This window comes from Porphyromonas gingivalis ATCC 33277 (genome assembly GCF_000010505.1).
Classification (GTDB): domain Bacteria; phylum Bacteroidota; class Bacteroidia; order Bacteroidales; family Porphyromonadaceae; genus Porphyromonas; species Porphyromonas gingivalis.
Genome location: NC_010729.1, coordinates 1,242,071 through 1,263,345, shown reverse-complemented (window position 1 = coordinate 1,263,345; position 21,275 = coordinate 1,242,071). Strand labels below are relative to the sequence as shown.

18 protein-coding genes and 2 pseudogenes are annotated in these 21,275 nt (G+C 49.2%); 8 read left to right on the top strand and 12 right to left on the bottom strand.

Features of this window, described 5'->3' with window-relative positions:
• The first annotated feature begins 8 nt into the window (after positions 1–8).
• Positions 9–1,094, top strand: coding sequence for an IS5 family transposase (locus PGN_RS05430; RefSeq protein WP_012458050.1), 1,086 nt, complete (start codon positions 9–11; stop codon positions 1,092–1,094).
• 26 nt (positions 1,095–1,120) lie between these two features.
• A pseudogene (locus PGN_RS12390) lies at positions 1,121–1,250 on the top strand (DNA methylase).
• A 172-nt stretch (positions 1,251–1,422) separates the two neighbouring features.
• On the opposite strand, the gene PGN_RS12170 reads toward PGN_RS12390, so the two are convergent.
• From PGN_RS12170 to PGN_RS05415, 3 genes are read right to left on the bottom strand one after another with little or no spacing between them, the layout of a single operon-like run.
• Positions 1,423–2,901 (bottom strand): MBL fold metallo-hydrolase, encoded by a 1,479-nt coding sequence (locus tag PGN_RS12170; protein ID WP_012458049.1) that lies wholly within the window; start codon positions 2,899–2,901, stop codon positions 1,423–1,425.
• Between the two features lie 26 nt (positions 2,902–2,927).
• Positions 2,928–3,944, bottom strand: a complete 1,017-nt coding sequence (gene murB, locus PGN_RS05420; RefSeq protein WP_004585516.1) for a UDP-N-acetylmuramate dehydrogenase — start codon at positions 3,942–3,944, stop codon at positions 2,928–2,930.
• Positions 3,944–4,414, bottom strand: coding sequence for an SPOR domain-containing protein (locus PGN_RS05415; RefSeq protein ID WP_012458048.1), 471 nt, complete (start codon positions 4,412–4,414; stop codon positions 3,944–3,946). The genes murB and PGN_RS05415 overlap by 1 nt, the downstream gene beginning before the upstream one ends.
• A 315-nt stretch (positions 4,415–4,729) precedes the next feature.
• Here PGN_RS05415 and PGN_RS05410 point away from each other — a divergent pair, with 315 nt between their 5' ends.
• Positions 4,730–6,280 (top strand): L-lactate permease, encoded by a 1,551-nt coding sequence (locus tag PGN_RS05410; protein WP_012458047.1) that lies wholly within the window; start codon positions 4,730–4,732, stop codon positions 6,278–6,280.
• Positions 6,281–6,288: 8 nt separating this feature from the next.
• Here the strand turns inward: PGN_RS05410 and PGN_RS05405 are convergent, their stop codons facing one another.
• Together PGN_RS05405 and PGN_RS05400 are read right to left on the bottom strand one after the other, a co-directional pair.
• Entirely contained in the window at positions 6,289–7,650 is a 1,362-nt protein-coding gene (locus tag PGN_RS05405) for a Y-family DNA polymerase (protein ID WP_012458046.1), read from the bottom strand.
• 7 nt (positions 7,651–7,657) lie between these two features.
• Entirely contained in the window at positions 7,658–8,083 is a 426-nt protein-coding gene (locus PGN_RS05400; protein WP_012458045.1) for a LexA family protein, read from the bottom strand.
• Between the two features lie 1,008 nt (positions 8,084–9,091).
• Here PGN_RS05400 and PGN_RS05390 point away from each other — a divergent pair.
• From PGN_RS05390 to lpxZ, 3 genes are read left to right on the top strand one after another with little or no spacing between them, the layout of a single operon-like run.
• Positions 9,092–9,556: an NfeD family protein gene (locus PGN_RS05390; protein ID WP_010956285.1), complete on the top strand. Its 465-nt coding sequence runs from the start codon at positions 9,092–9,094 to the stop codon at positions 9,554–9,556.
• A gap of 26 nt (positions 9,557–9,582) precedes the next feature.
• Entirely contained in the window at positions 9,583–10,563 is a 981-nt protein-coding gene (locus PGN_RS05385) for an SPFH domain-containing protein (protein ID WP_004585525.1), read from the top strand.
• Positions 10,560–11,759 carry a lipid A deacylase gene (lpxZ, locus tag PGN_RS05380; protein ID WP_012458044.1) on the top strand — a complete coding sequence of 400 codons (1,200 nt, stop codon included), beginning with the start codon at positions 10,560–10,562 and terminating at the stop codon, positions 11,757–11,759. The genes PGN_RS05385 and lpxZ overlap by 4 nt, the downstream gene beginning before the upstream one ends.
• A gap of 145 nt (positions 11,760–11,904) precedes the next feature.
• Here the strand turns inward: lpxZ and PGN_RS05375 are convergent, their stop codons facing one another.
• The 7 genes and pseudogenes from PGN_RS05375 to PGN_RS11595 all read right to left on the bottom strand — a co-directional run bounded on the left by PGN_RS05375 (position 11,905) and on the right by PGN_RS11595 (position 18,778).
• Positions 11,905–14,442: an NAD(P)(+) transhydrogenase (Re/Si-specific) subunit beta gene (locus PGN_RS05375; protein ID WP_012458043.1), complete on the bottom strand. Its 2,538-nt coding sequence runs from the start codon at positions 14,440–14,442 to the stop codon at positions 11,905–11,907.
• Entirely contained in the window at positions 14,439–14,753 is a 315-nt protein-coding gene (locus PGN_RS05370; protein WP_004585529.1) for an NAD(P) transhydrogenase subunit alpha, read from the bottom strand. The genes PGN_RS05375 and PGN_RS05370 overlap by 4 nt, the downstream gene beginning before the upstream one ends.
• 109 nt (positions 14,754–14,862) lie before the next feature.
• A complete protein-coding gene (locus tag PGN_RS05365) occupies positions 14,863–16,020 on the bottom strand; it encodes a Re/Si-specific NAD(P)(+) transhydrogenase subunit alpha (RefSeq protein WP_004585530.1) in 1,158 nt (385 codons plus the stop codon).
• Positions 16,021–16,397: 377 nt separating this feature from the next.
• Positions 16,398–16,817: a large-conductance mechanosensitive channel protein MscL gene (gene mscL / locus PGN_RS05360; RefSeq protein ID WP_004585532.1), complete on the bottom strand. Its 420-nt coding sequence runs from the start codon at positions 16,815–16,817 to the stop codon at positions 16,398–16,400.
• Between the two features lie 372 nt (positions 16,818–17,189).
• Positions 17,190–17,343 (bottom strand): annotated as a pseudogene (locus PGN_RS11900) (DNA methylase).
• Positions 17,344–17,346: 3 nt separating this feature from the next.
• Positions 17,347–18,432 (bottom strand): IS5 family transposase, encoded by a 1,086-nt coding sequence (locus PGN_RS05355; RefSeq protein WP_012457330.1) that lies wholly within the window; start codon positions 18,430–18,432, stop codon positions 17,347–17,349.
• Positions 18,433–18,691: 259 nt separating this feature from the next.
• Entirely contained in the window at positions 18,692–18,778 is an 87-nt protein-coding gene (locus PGN_RS11595) for a DUF1661 domain-containing protein (protein ID WP_230484060.1), read from the bottom strand.
• Between PGN_RS11595 and PGN_RS11895 the strand changes: the two genes are divergently transcribed.
• Together PGN_RS11895 and PGN_RS05350 are read left to right on the top strand one after the other, a co-directional pair.
• A complete protein-coding gene (locus PGN_RS11895) occupies positions 18,747–18,839 on the top strand; it encodes a DUF1661 domain-containing protein (protein ID WP_230847081.1) in 93 nt (30 codons plus the stop codon). The genes PGN_RS11595 and PGN_RS11895 overlap by 32 nt on opposite strands.
• A gap of 362 nt (positions 18,840–19,201) precedes the next feature.
• Positions 19,202–21,259, top strand: coding sequence for an acetate--CoA ligase family protein (locus tag PGN_RS05350; RefSeq protein ID WP_012458042.1), 2,058 nt, complete (start codon positions 19,202–19,204; stop codon positions 21,257–21,259).
• Positions 21,260–21,275: the final 16 nt, after the last annotated feature.

The window sequence follows — 21,275 nt, the reverse complement described above, 5'->3', positions numbered from 1 at the left end:
TTCCTCCCATGGCATACCAATCCAAGAATACCGATGAGCATGTAACATTTGCAGACGCACTCCTTTCAAAGCGTTATCGCAAAGCACAAAACGACTTCCTCAATCAGGTTGACACGCTTATCGATTGGCGTCCGATCAGGACGCTGATCAACAAGAAATACACGAAGCGACAAAATGCCATCGGCGCCCCGGCTTATGACGTGATTCTCTTATTCAAGATGTTGCTTTTGGAGACATGGTACAACCTCAGTGATTGTGCTTTGGAGGAGCGCATCAATGATTCAATCACCTTTTCCCGATTCTTGGGACTGAAGATGGAAGAGGTATCTCCCGACCACAGCACCATCAGTCGATTTCGTTCGGCACTGACAGAGTTGGGTCTCATGGACAAACTGTTGGCGCAGTTTAACAAACAACTTTCCCGCCATCACATTTCGGTAAGGGAAGGGGTGCTTGTCGATGCAAGCCTTGTGGAGACGCCGCATAAACCCAACGGAAGCATTACGATTGAAGTCGCAGACGACAGAGAAGACAATCGGAGCGAGGAGGAAAAAGAGGCAGAGGAGGATTATCAAAAACAGGTTGTCCGCCGGCGTAAAGGGACGGATGAAGAAGCCCGTTGGGTGTACAAACAAAAGCGTTATCACTACGGATACAAAAAGCATTGTCCGGCCAATGTTCAAGGCATTGTTCAAAAGGTGATAACGACAGCAGCGAACCGCAGTGACACGAAGGAGTTTATTGCGCTATTGCAGGGTGCAAACATACCTCAAGGCACAGCCGTCTTGGCGGACAAAGGATATGCTTGCGGGGAAAATCGTTCCTACCTGCAAGCCCATCACCTTCAAGACGGCATCATGCACAAGGCACAACGCAACAGGGCATTGACCGAGGAAGAGAAGCAACGAAACAAAGCAATCGGTCCGATACGGAGCACCATCGAACGCACCTTTGGCAGTATTCGCCGGTGGTTTCATGGCGGACGATGTCGATACCGGGGACTTGCCAAGACCCATACTCAAAACATTCTTGAAAGCATCGCCTTTAATTTATACAGAACGCCGGGGATAATTATGTCCTCATCTCTAAGATAAGGCATAACCCCCCCCTTGAGGAGCTCGTGCAAGCAGCTCCGCAAAGGGGGGATTTACAACTACTTTCACTCCTTACCGCCACCCCTTTCACTCGCTCCTTTTATGCGAAGAACTCCTCTTTACTCCACCTCCTTATTTTGCAAAGGTCTCCTCTGATACCGACCACGAGGATTTGAATGACTACCTGCTCCCTCAAAGGCAGGAGTGAATGTATAACGATAAAATGTAAGGAACGATGATGAAAAGAATACCGAATATGATTTGGATAATGGGGGTACTCTCCCTTGTTTTTCGGTCTATGGGTCAAAATGCAGTGTGAAGAGAAAAGCTATAAAGCGCCGAAATTGCGTCGGAAAACAGCTTCGAGTTGTTGCTTGACGAGGATAAAATCCTGCTCGCGTCCAAGTTCACGACTGATAGAAGTCACCCCTCTATCCGAGAATCCACAGGGGTTGATCAGTTTGAAGTAATCGAGATCCGTATTGACATTGAGGGCAAAGCCATGCATCGTTATGTGCCGACTGCTTTTCACCCCTATCGCGCAGATTTTGCGAGCACGCCCCGGTATATCGGGATCCAGCCATACGCCGGATGCTCCGGCCGAACGTTCGCCTTTCAGACCGAATATGGCAATGAGATCGATGATACACTGCTCAAGCATTTCGATATAGGTGCGTAAGCCGATACCGTATTGTTCGAGATCGAATATGGGGTATCCCGTAATTTGTCCCGGCCCGTGGTAGGTGATATCCCCTCCTCGTTCTATATGAAATAGTCGGATGTCGCGACTTTTCAGCTCGGACTCGGACAGCAACAGATTTTCTTCATGACCGTGTTTGCCCAAGGTTAGAACCGGTTCATGCTCACAGAAGAGCAGCGTATTTTGCGGTTCCCTGTTTTCCATTTTGTCTGCTACAGCATCATGGAAGAGCTTGCGTTGCAGGGTCAGTGCCGATTCGTAACCGATGCGTCCGCAGTCCTGATAATGGTATTCCGAACGGGAAACATGCGGTTCGAAGTCTTTTATTCTTATCCCCTTTTCGTCGATTATAGCTTCCAGGCCATCATATCCCGAATGGATATGTGGAGGAAGAATTTCCAAATGTTCCTGATGCAGGGGTGCATGGTGGGAGAGGTGAATCAGGACACTTTCCGGATTACCGATTTGTCCTATTGTGTTAATAGCTTGCTCTATGGTCTGGTGCGAAGGATGTTCCTTTCGGTAGCGAAGCCCGTTGATAAAAAGAAGTCGACAGCTTTTCAGGCACTCGATTTCTTCTGCTGCTATATCCTTCATATCGGTAAGGAAAGCCATCTTTCCTATTTTATATCCGAGTATCGGCAACCTGCCATGCATTATTCGAAGAGGCTCTACCGTCAGGTCTGCCACTTGAAACGGCATATCGGGTTTTACTTCGCATAGTTTCAGTAGAGGAGTGCCCGGATAAGGATTTTTGCGGAATACATAGTGCAGCCTGTCGCGTATGGAGTCCAATACATTCTGTTCAGCATAGACAGCAAGTTCGCGATGCCAACAGATGGTGCGCAGATCGTCGAGTCCACCGATGTGGTCAAAATGTTCGTGAGTCAGCAAAACGGCATCGAGCGAATCGATGCCGGCAAACAGAGCTTGTTGGCGAAAGTCCGGGCTGCAGTCGATGAGGATTCGTTTCCCTGCATCCGTGATTATAAGAAGAGAAGTACGGGTGCGCTTGTCATGCCTGTCTTTGCTACGACATACCCTACAATGACAGCCGACTTCGGGGACGCCGGTGCTGGTGCCTGAGCCTAATAATATGCAACGCATGGGGGCAAAAGGCTTGCTTCTTGATATTATAAAATGTATTTGACCTCCGGATGGAGAGTGATTCCGAATTTCTGTCGGACATTGCCTATGATCTCTTCTGCCAAAGCTCCCACCTGAGTGCCCGTAGCTCCGCCATAGTTCACCAAGACCAAAGCCTGATGCTCATAGACACCTACTGCACCGGAGCGATGCCCTTTGTATCCGCATTGCTCGATCAGCCATCCGGCCGGAACTTTCACGCTGCCATCCGGTTGGGGATAGCTTGGTATGGAGGGATATTCGGTTTGCAGGGTATTGAATTTCTCGGCGGATACCACCGGATTTACGAAGAAGCTGCCCGCATTGCCTATTGTGGCCGGATCGGGCAATTTGGAATTGCGGATGCGTATGACCGTATCTCGAATCGATTGTAGGGTAGGGGTGATTCGTTCTTCTTCCAAAACCTTGGCCAAGGCTTTGTATTCAAGTGAAAAAGAGGGCCTCAGACGTAGACGATAGTCCACATACATAATAGCCCATTCGGCATAGTCCGGTTCTTTGAAGATACTGTATCTGTACGCGTATCGGCAGTCCTCATTGCGAAATACACGGGATTCTCCTGTTCGGTAATGACGAGCATGAACCGCCTCGATCAGCTGAGATACTTCTACTCCATAGGCTCCGATGTTTTGGACAGCCGATGCTCCCACTTGGCCCGGAATGAGAGAGAGGTTCTCTATACCATAATAGTTATTCTCTACGGCATAAGCGACGAAGTCGTCCCATACCATACCCGACCCTACACGCAAAAGAATGCTGTCCTGATCCTTGTGCAGTTCGGTGATACCCTTTACTTCGGAATGAAGCAGTATACCATGAAAATTAGCGAGGAAGAGCAGATTGCTCCCCTCGCCAATAGTTTGTACGCGACATTCTTGAAAGAATTCGTCTTTCACCAACCGATCAATATCGGCGTCGCATGTGTAGTCGATCCACCAATCTGTCCGGGCTGCAATACCGAATGTATTGCGCTTGGAGAGTGGATAGTCTTGTCTGATGTCCATTAGTTAGCACGCTCAAGCAGCCATGCATCCTGAAAATTCGGGGCATAGCGTTCCTTGACGGCCTCACGGGCAGCGATGGCCTCTTCGCGTGAAGGGAAGCTGGCTACGATTACACGTAGCATCCCCTGTTCGTTTTCTGCCAAAATAGGGGTATAACCTTCAGATTCCAAGCGTTCTTTCAGAGAACGAGCATTCGTTGCATTGCGGAAGCTGCCTACCACTACACTGAACCGATCCAATCGAGAAGCATCTTCCCCACTGTAAGCAGAGAGCTTTTCTTGACGGATTTGTACATTGGTAGCCGGTTTAGAAACTATCGGACGAGTTTCCATATCCTTGTCTTCAGCTTGGGCAATCTCACGTTCTTTGGCCTGCTCGTAAGCTTGGCGGTAGGCACTTTGCTTGGATTTGCATGAGCCGAATGCAACCGTCATACCTATGGCGGCTGCCAAAACAACCATCTTATTCATCTTTTTTCTGTTTGAGTTATTAATACTCCCATGCGCAAAGATAGAGTTTTCAATGAAAACAGCCATATTCGGGATCGACTCATGCAGGCGTATGTCTTCTCACTACGCCTTGTGGACGTTTGTATATGCCTTTTTCCTATCACTATTTTATTGGATAAATAGTTGGCCGAATCACATTGTCTTTATCTATTTCGGGAGCTATTACATTCCTGTCCTCAAAGATTATATCGGATGTCATTAAATGATGCGAGGGCAATGGTTTTTTATTTTCTTTGCGTAGATATCAATCTCAATACACACTAAAAACAATCGATCATGGATGTTATTCTCTCGATTCTACCCATCGTTCTCCTCATCGTTTTGATGCTTGGGCTTAGGATGGCGGGTGACAAGAGTGCTGTTCTGGCACTTGTTTGTGCAGCATTGGTAGCTTTATTCGCAGCTCCTGCCCTCGGATTTGCCCCTACAGATTTTACCCAGACAGGTGTCGGATGGGCTTTTGTGGAAGGTGCCCTCAAGGCTATCTTCCCTATTTTGATTATCATTTTGATGGCTATATACAGCTATAATGTACTACTCGAATCCGGTAAAATCGAGATCATCAAGAAACAATTTACCGGCATAAGCCAGGACAAAAGCATCCAAGTCCTATTGCTTGTATGGGGATTCGGAGGTCTCCTTGAAGGAATGGCCGGTTTTGGTACGGCAGTAGCTATACCGGCAGCCATCCTTATCAGTCTGGGATTTAAACCCGGGTTCTCCGCATTGGTCAGTCTGATAGCCAATAGTGTAGCTACGGGTTTCGGTGCAGTAGGAGTACCTGTAACGACATTGGCCAATGAGATAGCGGCCAACGGTGTGGCCACAGCTGGAGAGATTCAGGCCATCAGTGCACACGTTGTACTCCAACTTTCTGTACTGATGTTCATCATTCCATACATCATTCTTTTCCTGACGGACAGGAGTGCCAAGAGCCAGCCCAAGAATATCATTCTTGCCTTGCTGGTAGGAGGTGTTTCTTTGGCAGTGCAGTATGCTTCGGCACGCTATCTGGGAGCAGAAACGCCGGCTATATTCGGTAGTATTGTCGCTATTATCGTCATTATCACCTTTGCCAAATTGACGGCCAAGAAAGCTGCAGATACGTCTGTGGCTCCTGAGAAGTACAGCGGCAAGCAGATTTTCGAAGCATGGAGCGTCTATCTCTTTATTCTATTCTTCATTGTGCTGGCCAGCCCGGTGAGTGGTCCCGTAAGCGATTTCCTCAAGTCCAATCTGGTATCAAAAATAGCTCTGCCTATCTACCATGATGGTAAGACGTTCAATTTCGGCTGGCTTAGCAATGCCGGTCTTATGCTCTTCCTCGGAGCTTTTATCGGAGGCTTGGTACAGGGAGTTTCAGCCGGAAAGCTATTCGCCATTTTGGGGAAAACCATTATCGGGCTGAGGAAAAGCGGTGTCACCATCATCAGTCTTGTAGCAATGAGTGCCATCATGACTTATAGCGGAATGATACTTGTCATCGCTACGGCATTGGCCGAGGCCACCGGAACGCTCTATCCCCTGTTTGCTCCGCTCATAGGTGCCGTAGGAACCTTTGTCACAGGTAGCGATACTTCGTCCAATATCCTCTTCGGCAAGTTGCAGGCAGGAGTAGCTCATCAGATCGGTGTGGATACCCAGTGGCTGGCTGCAGCCAATACGGCAGGAGCTACGGGTGGAAAGATCATTTCGCCACAGAGCATTGCCATTGCTACGGCATCTTGCAACCAACAGGGCGAGGAAGGCAGCATCCTCCGTTCTGCCATTCCTTATGCTCTCTTCTATGTGGTGGTCGTAGGTCTGATGGTTTACTTCCTGGCCTAAAGCTATAATTATAATCGTATAATCGGCGGTTTGCAGTCGGTATTTGCAAGAGGTCTCTCGATCGGCTTCTCCTTACCGGCTGTTGGTCGTCGATTTTTTTCTCCGCTTTTTCGCTGATCGGGCAGAACGACATCTATGACCTCGTTCATATCGGTCGTATATCTGCGCGAACGATGCTTGATCGAAGAGACAGATGCTATAGCTTCTGTTTCTTGGGTAGCAACGGTCAGACTATCTCTTCCGAAACGCTGGCGGATCGCATCCACAGAGGATAAGAAACGCTCCTGCCGCATGCGATCGATCGGGTCGAAAAGATTGAGCTGATAGGCCTCCGCTACCAAGTCGGACAAGATCACTCCTGCCTGTTTGTAGGGCAGATTTGGCCGATAAATCTCTTGTAGCAGGGTGCGAATCTTTGGGATCAGTTCTGAAGGGTCAGAAGTAGCTACGGGAAGGAGCATCTCATTCCGGCCGGAATAGTCGTTCTCCTGATCAAATCGGCTACAGCTTATAAAGATACTCAAACGGCGTGCCCTGCTTTTTTCTTCACGTATCTTCGTACAGCAACTATCGGCGAAAACAGCCAAATGCCTGAGAAGGGAGTCAAAATCTCGGCATGGATGGCCGAAAGAGCGCGTGGTGCAGACACTTTGGCGAGGCTGTGGCAATTTCATCTCTATGCAGGCTTCGCCCCTAAGCTCCTGCCATGTCCTGACGCCCGAAGTGCCGGCCAAATGATATACCCGACCTTCTCTCATCGAAGCAAAGTCGGCTGCCGTATTGATACCATAATAGTATAGCTTGCGAGATAGTCTGCGCCCTATTCCCCATACATCGCTTACATCGAACATTTGCAGAGCCTTTCTCCTCTTTTCTTCGGAGTCTATGGCGCATACGCCCTTGTAACCTGCATACCTCTTGGCATATTTGTCTGCCACTTTGGACAGGGTCATCGTATCGGCTACACCTATACTTACCGGTATACCCGTACATTGGCGGACTCTATCGACTATCATGTGGCATAGCGACATATAATCTTTCACTCCTCTCAAATCCATGAAACACTCGTCTATCGAATAGATCGACATCCGAGGTGCAAGTTCCGATACAAGCGACATGATTCGTCGGGACATATCGCCGTAGAGAATGAAGTTCGAGCTGAAGAATGCCACATTGTGCCGACGAATCAAGTCCTGCACCTTGAAGAAAGGTTGTCCCATCCCTATCCCCAATGCTTTGGCTTCATTGCTGCGAGCGATGATACAACCATCGTTATTGGAGAGGACAACGACCGGCCTGTTTCGGAGCGAGGGGTCGAACACCCTTTCGCAACTGACGAAGAAGTTGTTGCAGTCTAAGAGGGCATACATAGGCCGATCATCTTCTTGTTTTGTGAATACAATAGGTTACGATGCCCCAGATGACGAAATCGTTGTCTGCCGATACATGTATGGTAGGATAGTCGGGGTTGGCCGGTTCGAGTAGAATCTCTTCCGATTTGATGCGGATTGTTTTCAGGGTAAATTCTCCATCCAAAAAGCAGACAGCCATATCGCCATCCCGCGCTTCAAGGGACTTGTCTATAACAAGAATATCGCCGTCGAACACATGGGCATCTTCCATTGAATTGCCCTTTACCCTTCCGTAGAACGTGCTGTATGGGTGAGTTATCAACTCATGATTCAGGTCAATGGCAATATCCATATAGTCCTGTGCAGGAGAGGGAAATCCTGCGCGAATACCTTCATCTGCGAATGGTAGAAGCAGAGAAGATCCTGTATCGATCTGAAATAAATCTATCATCTGCAAGCAAAGATAGCGCAGAATGTCTCTTCTCTTTCTTTGTCCAAACCCTTAATATGATAAATGCAACACGAAATCAAACGATTGATTTTATTCCCCGACGAGGCTAACCTCGTCGGGAATTTTTCTGTAGAAAGTGTTGCACTTACGATTGAAAATTACAAAATCGTTTTCTTACAATCCGCTCTCATTGAGCACAGCATGGCTCGTCGTTGCATGGGATCTGCGTCCCTGTTTTGCTCCGAATAAGTCGGGATTGCCCTCTATAGTTTCTGGACTGCAACTTTTTATCTCTCATACCCTTTTTCATCTCACGAAGCGGAACCCTTGTACATAAACAATTTGCTGATTTTCCAAGATACTGCACTGTATTTGTGGAATGTCCCCAGACCAATTACAGGCTTACGACGAACTGTTATCGTATTTCCGTTTTTCAGTGTTATGATGGAGTAGTCCACTTCACGTTGCCTGTCATATTTCATGTTTTCCATTTACCGGTGAATATCGATATGATTTTTATCGAAGGCCATGAACTCCGGACCATGTCGGCTGTGATGACAGCCCGTGCAGAGATTGAAAAACGATCGTAGGCGTACGATGCCTTTCTGCACGATGCAGGAGACCGGCGTAGGCGTACGACGCCTTCCTGCACGATGCAGGAGACCAGCGTAGGCGTACGGTGCTCATTACAACATGCTAATTATCAGTGCATTATGGCCAATTAAAGTAAAATGAGAACGACCTTAGAAATTTTCCCTGTTTTGCGTCTTCAAAATTCGTTTCCCCCCTTGTTTGGGAAGTTCAGACTCAATAGCAGATCGACGACCTCGACTCCCCTTGTCGTATTTGAAGCATCATTTCTTATAATAGAAAGAGACACGTGAAGACGGACGGTGATGATGTCATTTTTCAGTACACATCGCCTTTTCTTTATCTTTGTAGAGCATGGTTTCGAATTTGGGACCGGCTTTTGAAATCAGATACTTCTAAGAAACGTTTCAAAGAACTATGTTATTCGAATCGATTACCCCTGTGCAATGGTGGCTGATAGCAGGTATCCTGCTCTTTGTTTTTGAGATTTTTACCCCGGGTTTCTTCTTGGCTTGTTTCGGTATGGGAGCTTTTGCTGCCATTATACCGGCGGCCTTGGGGTTGTCTATTGTGTGGCAGACCGTTTTTTTTATCGTGGCTTCGCTGCTCTCGCTCTTCCTGCTCAGACCTTTTATGCAGAAGAGGGCACAGAAGGCTCTGCCGCATGTGTCCACGGGAGCGGATGCCCTTGTAGGGCGGAAAGTGCTGGTGACGGAAACCATAGATCCGACGACGGACAAAGGACGCGTGGCTGTGGATGGAGATGTTTGGACGGCTCGCTCACTGACAGGGGAGGTGATAGAAAAGGGTATGCGTGTGGAAATCGTATCTTACGAAAGCATTGTCCTGAATGTAGTGGTTCTTGGCAACGACAAACAATAATAATCCAACATAAAACTTATTTCATTATGACAGCAACAGGATTTATCCTTGCGGCTCTGATCATTCTTGTGATAGCCATTATTGCCAATGGCTTGAAGATCGTGCAGCAGTCCGAGACGATGATCATCGAACGACTTGGCAAGTACTATCGTACGCTTAGTTCGGGAGTCAGTATCATCATCCCCTTTATCGACAAACCCCGTCCCATACGCAAGCGCATCGCTTATACACTACCCTCCGGACAGAATGTGGTGCAGTTCAAGGACGATACCCGTATCGACCTACGCGAAACGGTGTACGACTTTGCTCGCCAGAGTGTGATCACGCGTGACAATGTGGTGACGGAGATCAATGCTATTCTCTATTTCCAGATCGTGGATCCCATGCGTGCCATGTATGAGATTTCCAATTTGCCGGATGCCATCGAGAAGCTGACTCAGACAAGTCTGCGTAACGTGATCGGGGAGATGGATTTGGATCAGACGCTGACCAGTCGCGATACCATCAACAGCAAGCTGCGCGAAATCCTCGACGAAGCCACCAACAAATGGGGCGTGAAGGTAAACCGTGTGGAGCTGCAGGACATCAATCCTCCGCGTGATATTCGTGATGCCATGGAGAAGCAGATGCGTGCCGAGCGTGACAAGCGTGCTCAAATCCTCCAGGCCGAAGGACAGCGAGAGGCTTTGATACGCGAATCGGAGGGTAAGATGCAGGAGTCCATCAACCACGCTGAGGGAGAGAAGCAGGCCAAGATTCTCAGAGCCAAAGCTGAGGCAGAGGCTAAGATATTGGTGGCCAAGGCAGAGGCCGAAGCTATCCGCCAGATCAGCGAAGCAGTAGCCGGTAGTGGTGCCAATCCGACCCAATACCTCATCGCCATGCAGTATATCGAAACGCTCAAGGACATCAACAAGGGCGATCAGACCAAGACCGTTTACCTCCCGTTCGAGGCTACCGGTATGCTCGGTGCCTTGGGCGGTATGAAGGATTTGGTGAAAGGATGAGATTCTCTGCCATTATTATCGCTTTGATTGTGATGCTGCCTGCTGTGCTTAGCGGGCAGCATTATTATTCCATGGCGGGAGAGCGACCGGAGACGGACAGCATTCGTCCGAACGAACTCTCGGCATCGATCCGAAGTACGCTTTTCTTTCGGAACAATGAATACAATGCACGTTCGGTCAAAGGTTATACGTTGCCGGGTGCACGGGTTTCCGCTTTTGCCTCTTACTCGCTGCCGGCAGCACATGGTGTGAAGCTTTCGCTCGGAGTATCTACCCTGAACTACTGGGGGGCAAGTCGCTATCCGGCCGGTATCGCTTATTCCGATTTACCTTATTGGACGGACTATAACGACTATGTACGCTTGCGTATCCTGCCTTATGTACAGGCCATGCTGAAGCCGACGGCCACGACTGCTCTCATGCTGGGCAATATAGCCGGTGGTACGGCTCACGGACTGATCGAACCGATCTACAATCCTGAGTTGGATTTGACGGCTGATCCTGAAGCCGGTGTGCAATTTCGGGGTGATTGGACACGTTTCCGAATGGATGTTTGGGTCAATTGGATGAGCATGATTTTCAAAAATGACAATCATCAGGAGTCGTTTGTCTTTGGCTTGTCCACTACTTCCAAATTGTTATCGGGTGAAGGCAAATGGCGACTCGAACTGCCCTTGCAGGCTATTGCCACGCATCGCGGCGGGGAATACAACTGGGCGCAGCAGGATACCGTGCATACATGGGTCAATGGAGCTGTCGGACTTAAGCTTTCGTATTGCCCTCGTACCGACAAACCCATGCAGATTTGGGGATCTGCTTATGGTGTGGCAGCCTTGTCAAGCGGAGGATACTTTCCTTACGAAAGAGGGTGGGGCGGTTATCTTTCTCTCGGAATGGACTTGGAGCACTTCGCTTTTCGTACCGACTATTGGTACGGCAGGCATTACGTTTCTCCCTTTGCTGCACCTTTCGCCAATTCCCTGACGTATGACAAACAGCCTCTTACGAACGGTTGGGGCGATTATATTCGTCTCTATGCCGACTATTCGTGGCGGATGGCACGAAGTGTTTCGTTGGCGGCTGTTGCTCGGGTATGGTTCCAGCCTTCGGATCGTTTTGCGATGAGCCACGCCTTGGAACTGACGATGCGTATCGATCCCAATTTCCCGATAGCTTTTCTGAAAGGCAATCATTGATCTTTTCGATATTTGCGAGTGGATTCCTCAATGATCATTTAGTCCGGTAAGGTTGGGTGAATGCCAAAAGAAAGAGGACTGCCAAAGAGCTCCAAGCTCCTTTGACAGTCCTTTTCGTTTATATTGGAATGGATGTCGCTTACAGCTATGCGATGTCCATTTCTTTCATGATCTCTGCCAGAGATTCCTTGGCATCTCCGAGTTTGAGGAATACACCCGTTGCTCGTGTGTAGAGCGGATTGTCCACACCTGCATAACCGGGTTTCAGGTCGAAGTTGCAAATGATTACTTCGGGAGCATCGTCCACGTTCAGCACGGGCATACCGTATATAGGCGTACCCTCAGCATTGCGAGCGGCAGGGTTCATTACGTCGTTGGCACCGATTACTACCACGGCATCCGTCTGAGCGAAGTCTCCGTTGATGGCATCCATCTCGAAGAGTTGGTCATAGGGCACGTCGGCTTCGCACAGAAGCACGTTCATGTGTCCGGGCATACGACCTGCCACCGGATGGATGGCATAGCGAACTTCCGTACCGTTAGCCGTAAGTTTATCGGCCAGCTGTCTTACTTGGTGCTGTGCCTGAGCCAATGCCATACCGTAACCGGGTACGATGATGACTCGCTTGGCATCGCGCAGTACGCTGCCGGCTGTCTTCTCTGCTTTGGCAGGAGCAGCAGTAGCTGCCGTATCGCTTGTGGCATCCATTTCTTTCATGATCTCTGCCAGAGATTCCTTGGCATCTCCGAGCTTGAGGAATACACCCGTTGCTCGCGTATAGAGAGGATTGTCCACACCTGCATAACCGGGTTTCAGGTCGAAGTTGCAAATGATTACTTCGGGAGCATCGTCCACGTTCAGCACGGGCATACCGTATATAGGCGTACCCTCAGCATTGCGAGCGGCAGGGTTCATTACGTCGTTGGCACCGATTACTACCACGGCATCCGTCTGAGCGAAGTCTCCGTTGATGGCATCCATCTCGAAGAGTTGGTCATAGGGCACATCGGCTTCGCACAGAAGTACGTTCATGTGTCCGGGCATACGACCCGCCACCGGATGGATGGCATAGCGAACTTCCGTACCGTTAGCCGTAAGTTTATCGGCCAGCTGTCTTACTTGGTGCTGTGCCTGAGCCAATGCCATACCGTAACCGGGTACGATGATGACTCGCTTGGCATCGCGCAGTACGCTGCCGGCTGTCTTCTCTGCTTTGGCAGGAGCAGCAGTAGCTGCCGTATCGCTTGTGGCATCCATTTCCTTCATGATCTCTGCCAGAGATTCCTTGGCATCTCCGAGTTTGAGGAATACACCCGTTGCTCGCGTATAGAGCGGATTGTCCACACCTGCATAACCGGGTTTCAGGTCGAAGTTGCAAATGATTACTTCGGGAGCATCGTCCACGTTCAGCACGGGCATACCGTATATAGGCGTACCCTCAGCATTGCGGGCGGCAGGGTTCATTACGTCGTTGGCACCGATTACTACCACGGCATCCGTCTGAGCGAAGTCTCCGTTGATGGCATCCATCTCGAAGAGTTGGTCATAGGGCACATCGGCTTCGCACAGAAGTACGTTCATGTGTCCGGGCATACGACCCGCCACCGGATGGATGGCATAGCGAACTTCCGTACCGTTAGCCGTAAGTTTATCGGCCAGCTGTCTTACTTGGTGCTGTGCCTGAGCCAATGCCATACCGTAACCGGGTACGATGATGACTCGCTTGGCATCGCGTAGCACGCTACCGGCTGTCTTCTCTGCTTTGATGGGAGTAGGAGCGGCAACCTCTCCTTTTTCTTGTTTTGAAGCAGTAGTCGGCGTTGTAGCGGCAGGTGTTGCTTTTGCTCCCGAAGCCATCAGAATGGACATGAGCTTGCGGTTCATGGCGCGGCACATAATCTGCGTCAGCAACAGACCACTGGCACCGACAATACCTCCTACGGCTACGAGCAGAATATCGCCCACAGCCATACCGGCAATGGCTCCGGCCACACCGCTAAGGGAGTTCAGTAGCGAAATGGTAATAGGCATATCCGCTCCACCGACACGGATAGAGAAGAACAAACCGAAGAGAGAGGAGAAAAACAGCCCTCCGATGATAGCCCAGAAGAGGGGAAACCCTTCGATAGAAACAGAACCGAGCACCACGAATCCCACGGTCAGGATCAGTAGCAAAGAGGTAAACATCGAGTGGTTAGGCCATATCACCGGTCTCTGAGGCAGTAGTTTGTGTAGCTTACCGGCGGCGATAAGGCTACCTACGAGGGTAATCATACCGACAGTCAGTGCCAGCATACCGGTAGCTTGCGAAAAGATCGGATAGTCGGCAGCCGTGTTATTATTCGGATTGATTCCTATAGCTGCGAGAGACAAAATCCCCACGAGAGCGGAAGCAGCCCCTCCGACACCGTTAAGCAAGGCCACCATCTGAGGCATCTGTATCATCTTGACACGCTGTGCCATCGTCCAACCGATACCGGCACCGATAATCAGGAAGATATAAACCGACCAGGCAGGCAAGATCTCATTGTAAACAAGGGTAAGGATGATACCGCCCAACATGGCCACTGCACTGAGGGTATTGCCCATGACGGCAGTCTTCACACGGCTCATCATCGATATTCCCCCCAATACCATCAGAGAGAGGAGGACGCAGAGTATATAATAGATGGTAGGACTCATTGGTCGCCTCCTTTCTTTTTCTTGCTAAACATACGGAGCATGCGGTGCGTGACACCGAAACCTCCCACCACATTGATGGTAGCGAGGATGATGGCCAGTCCTCCGAAGATTTGGCCGAGGATGAGTTTGCCGTCATGCCCGAACTTGAAAGATAATCCGGCAGCTGCAATAGCTCCGATTACGGTTACTCCGGAGAGAGCGTTCATACCCGACATCAGCGGAGTATGCAGCAAGCTCGGCACATTGCTGATCAGCTTGTAGCCGATAAGCGTGGAAGCTATCAGCACGATGATAAGAATGATCGGATTCATTATTATATGAGTGATTGGTGTATTAGCTCAAATGAGTAAGAGCCAAAGGACGGCCACTTGAGAGGGGTCGTTCCTTGGCTCTTGATATTAAGATGTAGGAACAGTTCGATTACAGACCCATTGCTTCACGAGTACCGGCGTGTTTGATTTCGCCGTCGCGAGTAACGAGGATCTTGCTGCAAACTTCGTCGTTCATATCCAATTCGATCCGACCGTTCTTTGTGAGGTACTTCATTAGATTGTACATGTTCTGTGCGAACATCCAAGTAGAGCTTTTCGGAAGCATACCGGGGATGTTCTTGATACCTTGGATCATCACTCCGTGCTTCACTTCCTTGGTTCCCTTCGGCGTGATTTCGCAGTTACCGCCCTGGTCGATAGAGATGTCCACGATTACGGAGCCGCGCTTCATACCCTTCACCATTTCTTCCGTGATGATGATCGGAGCTACCTTGCCCGGGATCAATGCGCTACAGAATACGATATCCATATCCTGAATGGTGGCCTTGAGGGCTTCGCGTTCTTTGGCCAGTACATCATCGGGCAATTTGTTGGCATATCCGCCTTCGGCGATAGCCAGTTCGGCAGGAACGGTCGTATCCACGATCTTGGCTCCCAAGCTCTGAGCCTGTTCGGCAGCTGCAGGGCGAATATCGGCAGCATAAGTGATGGCTCCCAGACGCTTAGCCGTAGCCAAAGCCTGCAAGCCAGCCACACCCACACCGATCACCATTACTTTGGCGGGCGGAATCATACCGACAGCCGTACCCATCATCGGGATGAAGCTGGCGAAGTCTTCGGCAGCCATCAGGATACCTTTGTAGCCGGCACAAGTACTCATCGAAGTCAGTGCGTCGAGGTTTTGTGCACGTGAGATACGGGGGATACCATCGAGAGTCAGCGAGATAACACCCTGTTTGGCCAGATTGCGTACCATTTCGTGGTTCACCGGTGAAGCCGGATGAATGAATGTGATCAGATACTGACCTTTGCGCATCAGCTCTACTTCGTGCGTATTGAGCTGTTCGTTGAACAAAGGCTCTTTTACCTTGAGGATCACTTCGGCACCGTCATAAACGGCCTTAGCTCCGTCTACCAGCGTAGCACCTGCCTGGGCATATTCTTCGTCATGATACTGAGCACCTTCTCCTGCTCCTTTTTCAAACAGAACTTTGAACCCGTCTGCTACAAATTTGGCCACTGTTTCAGGGGTAGCCGACACACGGTTTTCGCCGTGCATAATCTCTTTTGGAATGCCAATAATCATTGCTTAGATTCTTTTTGAATGTGATTTTCTAAATTAAACTGCCGGAGGTTAACATCGGCTGCTCCGAACGTCTGCCGGTGCATGAGTGGTAGGCGTCCAAAGGTCATCGGGATGTAAGCCGCTGAGCGACCACAAAAATAGAAAAGAAATGTATATAATGCACTTATTACGGACACTTTTCTTCAATCGGAACGCTTATTATCAAAGAGTAAACGGAAAAACAAAGAAACCATTACTCAAACTATCGGCAGAGCGTGCATGCCCCATATTCGATAGTTGTGGGTAGTGGTTTCTCTTTATTTCTCACCCATTCCCGGCCGGCCGGTCGGAGGTATATCCTCGCCATTTGCGGCCAAGAGTAGGGGAGACTACTGTGCTTATTGTTTCTTGAGCAAATCGCGAATCTCTGTAAGCAGTTCGATTTCAGGTGGCGTAGGAGCAGGAGCTGCAGGTGCCTCTTCTTCTTTCCTCTTGGCAGCCATGATAGCTTTGATCATCAGGAAGATCACGAAAGCTAAAATCAGGAAGTCCACTGTAGTCTGGATAAAATTGCCATAGTTCCATGACACTTCCGGTTTCACGACCTCTCCGCCTTCGACGACAGCCTTGCTCAATACCAATTTCAGATCTGTGAAGTTGACCCCACCCGTCAGCAAACTGATGGGAGGCATCATGATGTCGTTCACCAAGGAGGTGACGATCTTTCCGAATGCGCCACCGATGATCACACCGACAGCCATGTCCACTACGTTACCCTTAAGAGCAAACGCTTTGAAGTCCTGAATAAATTTCTTCATAATACGCTTTGTTTTTGATGAGATCTGTCCGCCTTGGTATTGCAAACTTAGATTGCATATCTACAGAGAGTTCCCATACATGAGTTAGTATCTCTAATTAAACGCCACAGCACTCTTTTTTCCCAATGGAAAATTCGTGCTACTACTGTCAAATATAGACACAAATTATCGAAATGACCTGTACTGAAGAAAATCGTATGTTGTTTTTGTAGTAAATAGGATTGCTGTGCTTGTCTACTTGGAACTCTGCCGAGAGATTCTTAATCAAGGGGCGAGGCTACAAGCGAACAACTTGGGCAAGCAGGCTTATATTATTGGTCCAAGGAGACTCTGATAACACAACGAAGGAGAGACACCGGGAAGTTCCTCTCCTTATCTATTGAGACCTTTGAAAAATAAGGAGATGGAGGGAAGAGGAGTTCTTGGCATAAAAGGAGCGAGTGAAAGGGGTGGCAGTAAGGAGTGAAAGTAGTTGTAAATCCCCCCTTTGAGGAGCTACTTGTACGAGCTCCTCAAGGGGGGTTATGCCTTATCCTACGGATGAGGACATAATTATCCCCGGCGTTCTGTATAAATTAAAGGCGATGCTTTCAAGAATGTTTTGAGTATGGGTCTTGGCAAGTCCCCGGTATCGACATCGTCCGCCATGAAACCACCGGCGAATACTGCCAAAGGTGCGTTCGATGGTGCTCCGTATCGGACCGATTGCTTTGTTTCGTTGCTTCTCTTCCTCGGTCAATGCCCTGTTGCGTTGTGCCTTGTGCATGATGCCGTCTTGAAGGTGATGGGTTTGCAGGTAGGAACGATTTTCCCCGCAAGCATATCCTTTGTCCGCCAAGACGGCTGTGCCTTGAGGTATGTTTGCACCCTCCAATAGCGGAATAAACTCCTTTGTGTCACTGCGGTTCGCTGCTGTCGTTATCACCTTTTGAACAATGCCTTGAACATTGGTCAGACAATGCTTTTTGTATCCGTAGTGATAACGCTTTTGTTTGTACACCCAACGGGCTTCTTCATCCGTCCCTTTACGTTGACGGACAACCTGTTTTTGATAATCCTCCTCTGCCTCTTTTTCCGCCTCGCTCCGATTGTCTTCTCTGTCGTCTGCGACTTCAATCGTAATGCTTCCGTTGGGTTTATGCGGCGTCTCCACAAGGCTTGCATCCACAAGCACCCCTTCCCTTACCGAAATGTGATGGCGGGAAAGTTGTTTGTTAAACTGCGCCAATAGTTTGTCCATGAGACCCAACTCTGTCAGTGCCGAACGAAATCGACTGATGGTGCTGTGGTCGGGAGATACCTCTTCCATCTTCAGCCCCAAGAATCGGGAAAAGGTGATTGAATCATTGATGCGCTCCTCCAAAGCACAATCACTGAGGTTGTACCATGTCTCCAAAAGCAACATCTTGAATAAGAGAATCACGTCATAAGCCGGGGCGCCGATGGCATTTTGTCGCTTCGTGTATTTCTTGTTGATCAGCGTCCTGATCGGACGCCAATCGATAAGCGTGTCAACCTGATTGAGGAAGTCGTTTTGTGCTTTGCGATAACGCTTTGAAAGGAGTGCGTCTGCAAATGTTACATGCTCATCGGTATTCTTGGATTGGTATGCCATGGGAGGAATATTATGCTGTTTTTAATGCTCAAATATACAAAATAACTCCCTATTATACAATGAATTAATAAACAAAATACACACCTATCGCCGTGCAAAGGTCTCCTATTGCCAAAAACGGACTTTTAGGACACTATTGATGCAGATCCGATATTTATGTTTTCGGAAGGTATCCGATGAGTAGTTTTATCGGATATCGGGGCTCTCCTCCTCTCTCTTCTTCTTTTTATACCCACATCAACTTTTTCTGTGCGAGTTTTTACACATCTGCGGCTCGTGTTTTTCGGAAGAAGTGGCGCGAGATTTTTTTCGTTCTGGCGCGTAAAAATTTTACTTCTCGCGCCAAAAGCAAAATTTTCCCGCGCCACGTTTTTCGAGTCACGAATAAAGAAATTTTCCGAACGTAAACAATCTATGACGTGTACTGAAAAAAGTCGTATCGATTCGGCGTTGTCGATGGAAATCAAAAGCTTGATGCAGGACACTTAAGCAGCCCTTCACCTCCAAGGTCGGATGCAGGCAATGACCCACGATCCGGCGCCTGTAAGCATCCGTCAGCAGAGAAAGGCAGGCAAAGCCCCCCCGGTAGATGACGTAGGTAATTTTCAGTGTTTTTGCTTGTTTTTCACAACAAAATTATTTCGTTGTGTAGGAAAAAGGATGTAATATTGTGAGCCCGCAAAAAGAGGGGAATCCATCAGACTGTAATATCCCGCCTCTCTTTCTTTGCGGAAAAGGGTTCAAACCTGATTTCTTAAAGCATTACATAATGATAACTCCTCAACTAATCGAACCGCGTACTATTGCGGTGATCGGTGCGTCGCAAGATGTGACAAAACCCGGTGGAAAAGTATTACAAAACATTCTGAACGGCTCGTTTCAGGGTCGTGTATTGGGTGTAAATCCGAAAGTGTCTAACGTACAAGGAGTGGAATGTGTGCCCAATGTGAAAGATCTACCCCAAGTAGATTTGGCTATTTTGGCTATTCCTGCACGTTTCTGCCCACCTACGATCGAGGTGCTGGTGAAAGAAAAAGGGACCAAAGGAATCATCGTATTCTCTGCAGGGTTCTCCGAAATGGGTGCAGAAGGCAAGGCTCTCGAGCGGCAAATGGCCGAACTGGCCAATGAAGCCGGAGCTACCCTGATCGGCCCCAACTGCGTCGGCGTAATGAATCCGCTGCACCAATCGGTATTTACCACTCCGGTGCCGGTACTTACGCCTAAGGGATGCGACTTTATCTCCGGTTCGGGGGCAACTGCTGTATTTATCATGGAGTCGGCTCTGAGCAAGGGGCTTTCTTTCTCATCGGTATATTCGGTCGGCAACGCTGCTCAAACGGGTGTGGAAGATGTGCTCGAACATTTGGACGAGACATTCGATGCTGCCACTTCTTCTCATACACTGCTCCTATATATAGAGACTATCTCCAAACCGAAACGCTTCCTGAAACATGCCAGATCATTGGTACAGAAAGGCTGTCGCATTGCGGCCATCAAATCAGGGACGTCTTCAGACGGGGGACGTGCTGCAGCTTCGCACACAGGTGCCATGCTCAACTCCGATGTGGCTGTAGATGCACTCTTCCGCAAAGCCGGTGTAGTGCGCTGCTACAGCCGTGAAGAACTGGCTACCGTGGGTGCCGTACTTCAACATCCGGTACTCACCGGTAAGAATATGGCTGTGATCACACATGCAGGCGGTCCGGCCGTTATGCTGACGGATGCTCTCTCCAATGGAGGTATGTCCGTCCCTCCGATTCCCGAAGAAAAGACTCGCACATTACTGTCGGAGCTGTTTGACGGTTCTTCCGTGGCTAACCCGATCGACATTCTCGCTACGGGAACAGCAGAGCAATTATCGAAAGTGATCGATACTTGCGAGAAAGATCTGGACACGATAGACGGTATGGTCGTGATTTTCGGTAGCCCCGGACTCTTCGATGTGAGCGATGCTTACGATGTGATACGCGAACAACAGAAAAAATGCAAGAAGCCGATCTATGCCGTACTACCTTCTGTGATCAACGCGAAGGAAGGAATGGAGCGTTTCATTGCTCAGGGAGGCATCCTCTTTGAAGAGGAAGTGGCTTTGGCACGTGCCATCTGCAAGGTCTACCAAACGCCCAAGCCCGAAATGACTGAAGAGAGCGAATTGCCCAAAGCAGCAGAAATCCGCCGTCTGCTCGCCGGCAAGAGCGGTATGCTCGGAACCGGCGATATGCTCCAGCTGTTGGATTTGACCGGTATCACTCGCCCGCAAGAACGTCTGGTGACAACAGAGACAGAAGCTCTGGATGCAGCACGTAGTATCGGTTTCCCATTGGCTATGAAAGTAATGGGACTGGCGCACAAATCCGATGCCGGAGGTGTAATACTGAACGTTTCGACCGAAGAAGGCGTAAAAGAGAGCTTTGGCAAGCTGATGCAAATCAAGGGTGCTGAAGGGGTACAGGTGTCACAGATGGAGAGTGGCGTGGAAGTCTTCATCGGGGTAAAGAAAGAGGGCGAATTCGGTCATCTGATTACCTGCGGTCTGGGCGGTATATTCGTGGAAGTGATGAAAGATATTCGCTGTGCTCTGGCTCCTCTCGGCAAAAACGAAGCACTGGAAATGATCCGTTCGCTCAAATCCTATCCGATCATTCGCGGTATTCGCGGCAAACAGGGCATCAACGACGAGGTAATCGCCGATACGCTCTGTAAGATCTCCCGTTTGCTGGCTGCAGTGCCCGAGATCGAGGAGATGGACATCAATCCGCTGATGGGACGTGGAGAAAGACTATCGGCCGTAGACGTGGTAGTTCGTCTGAGCGATGCGAAGTAAGAGATATAAGAAATTC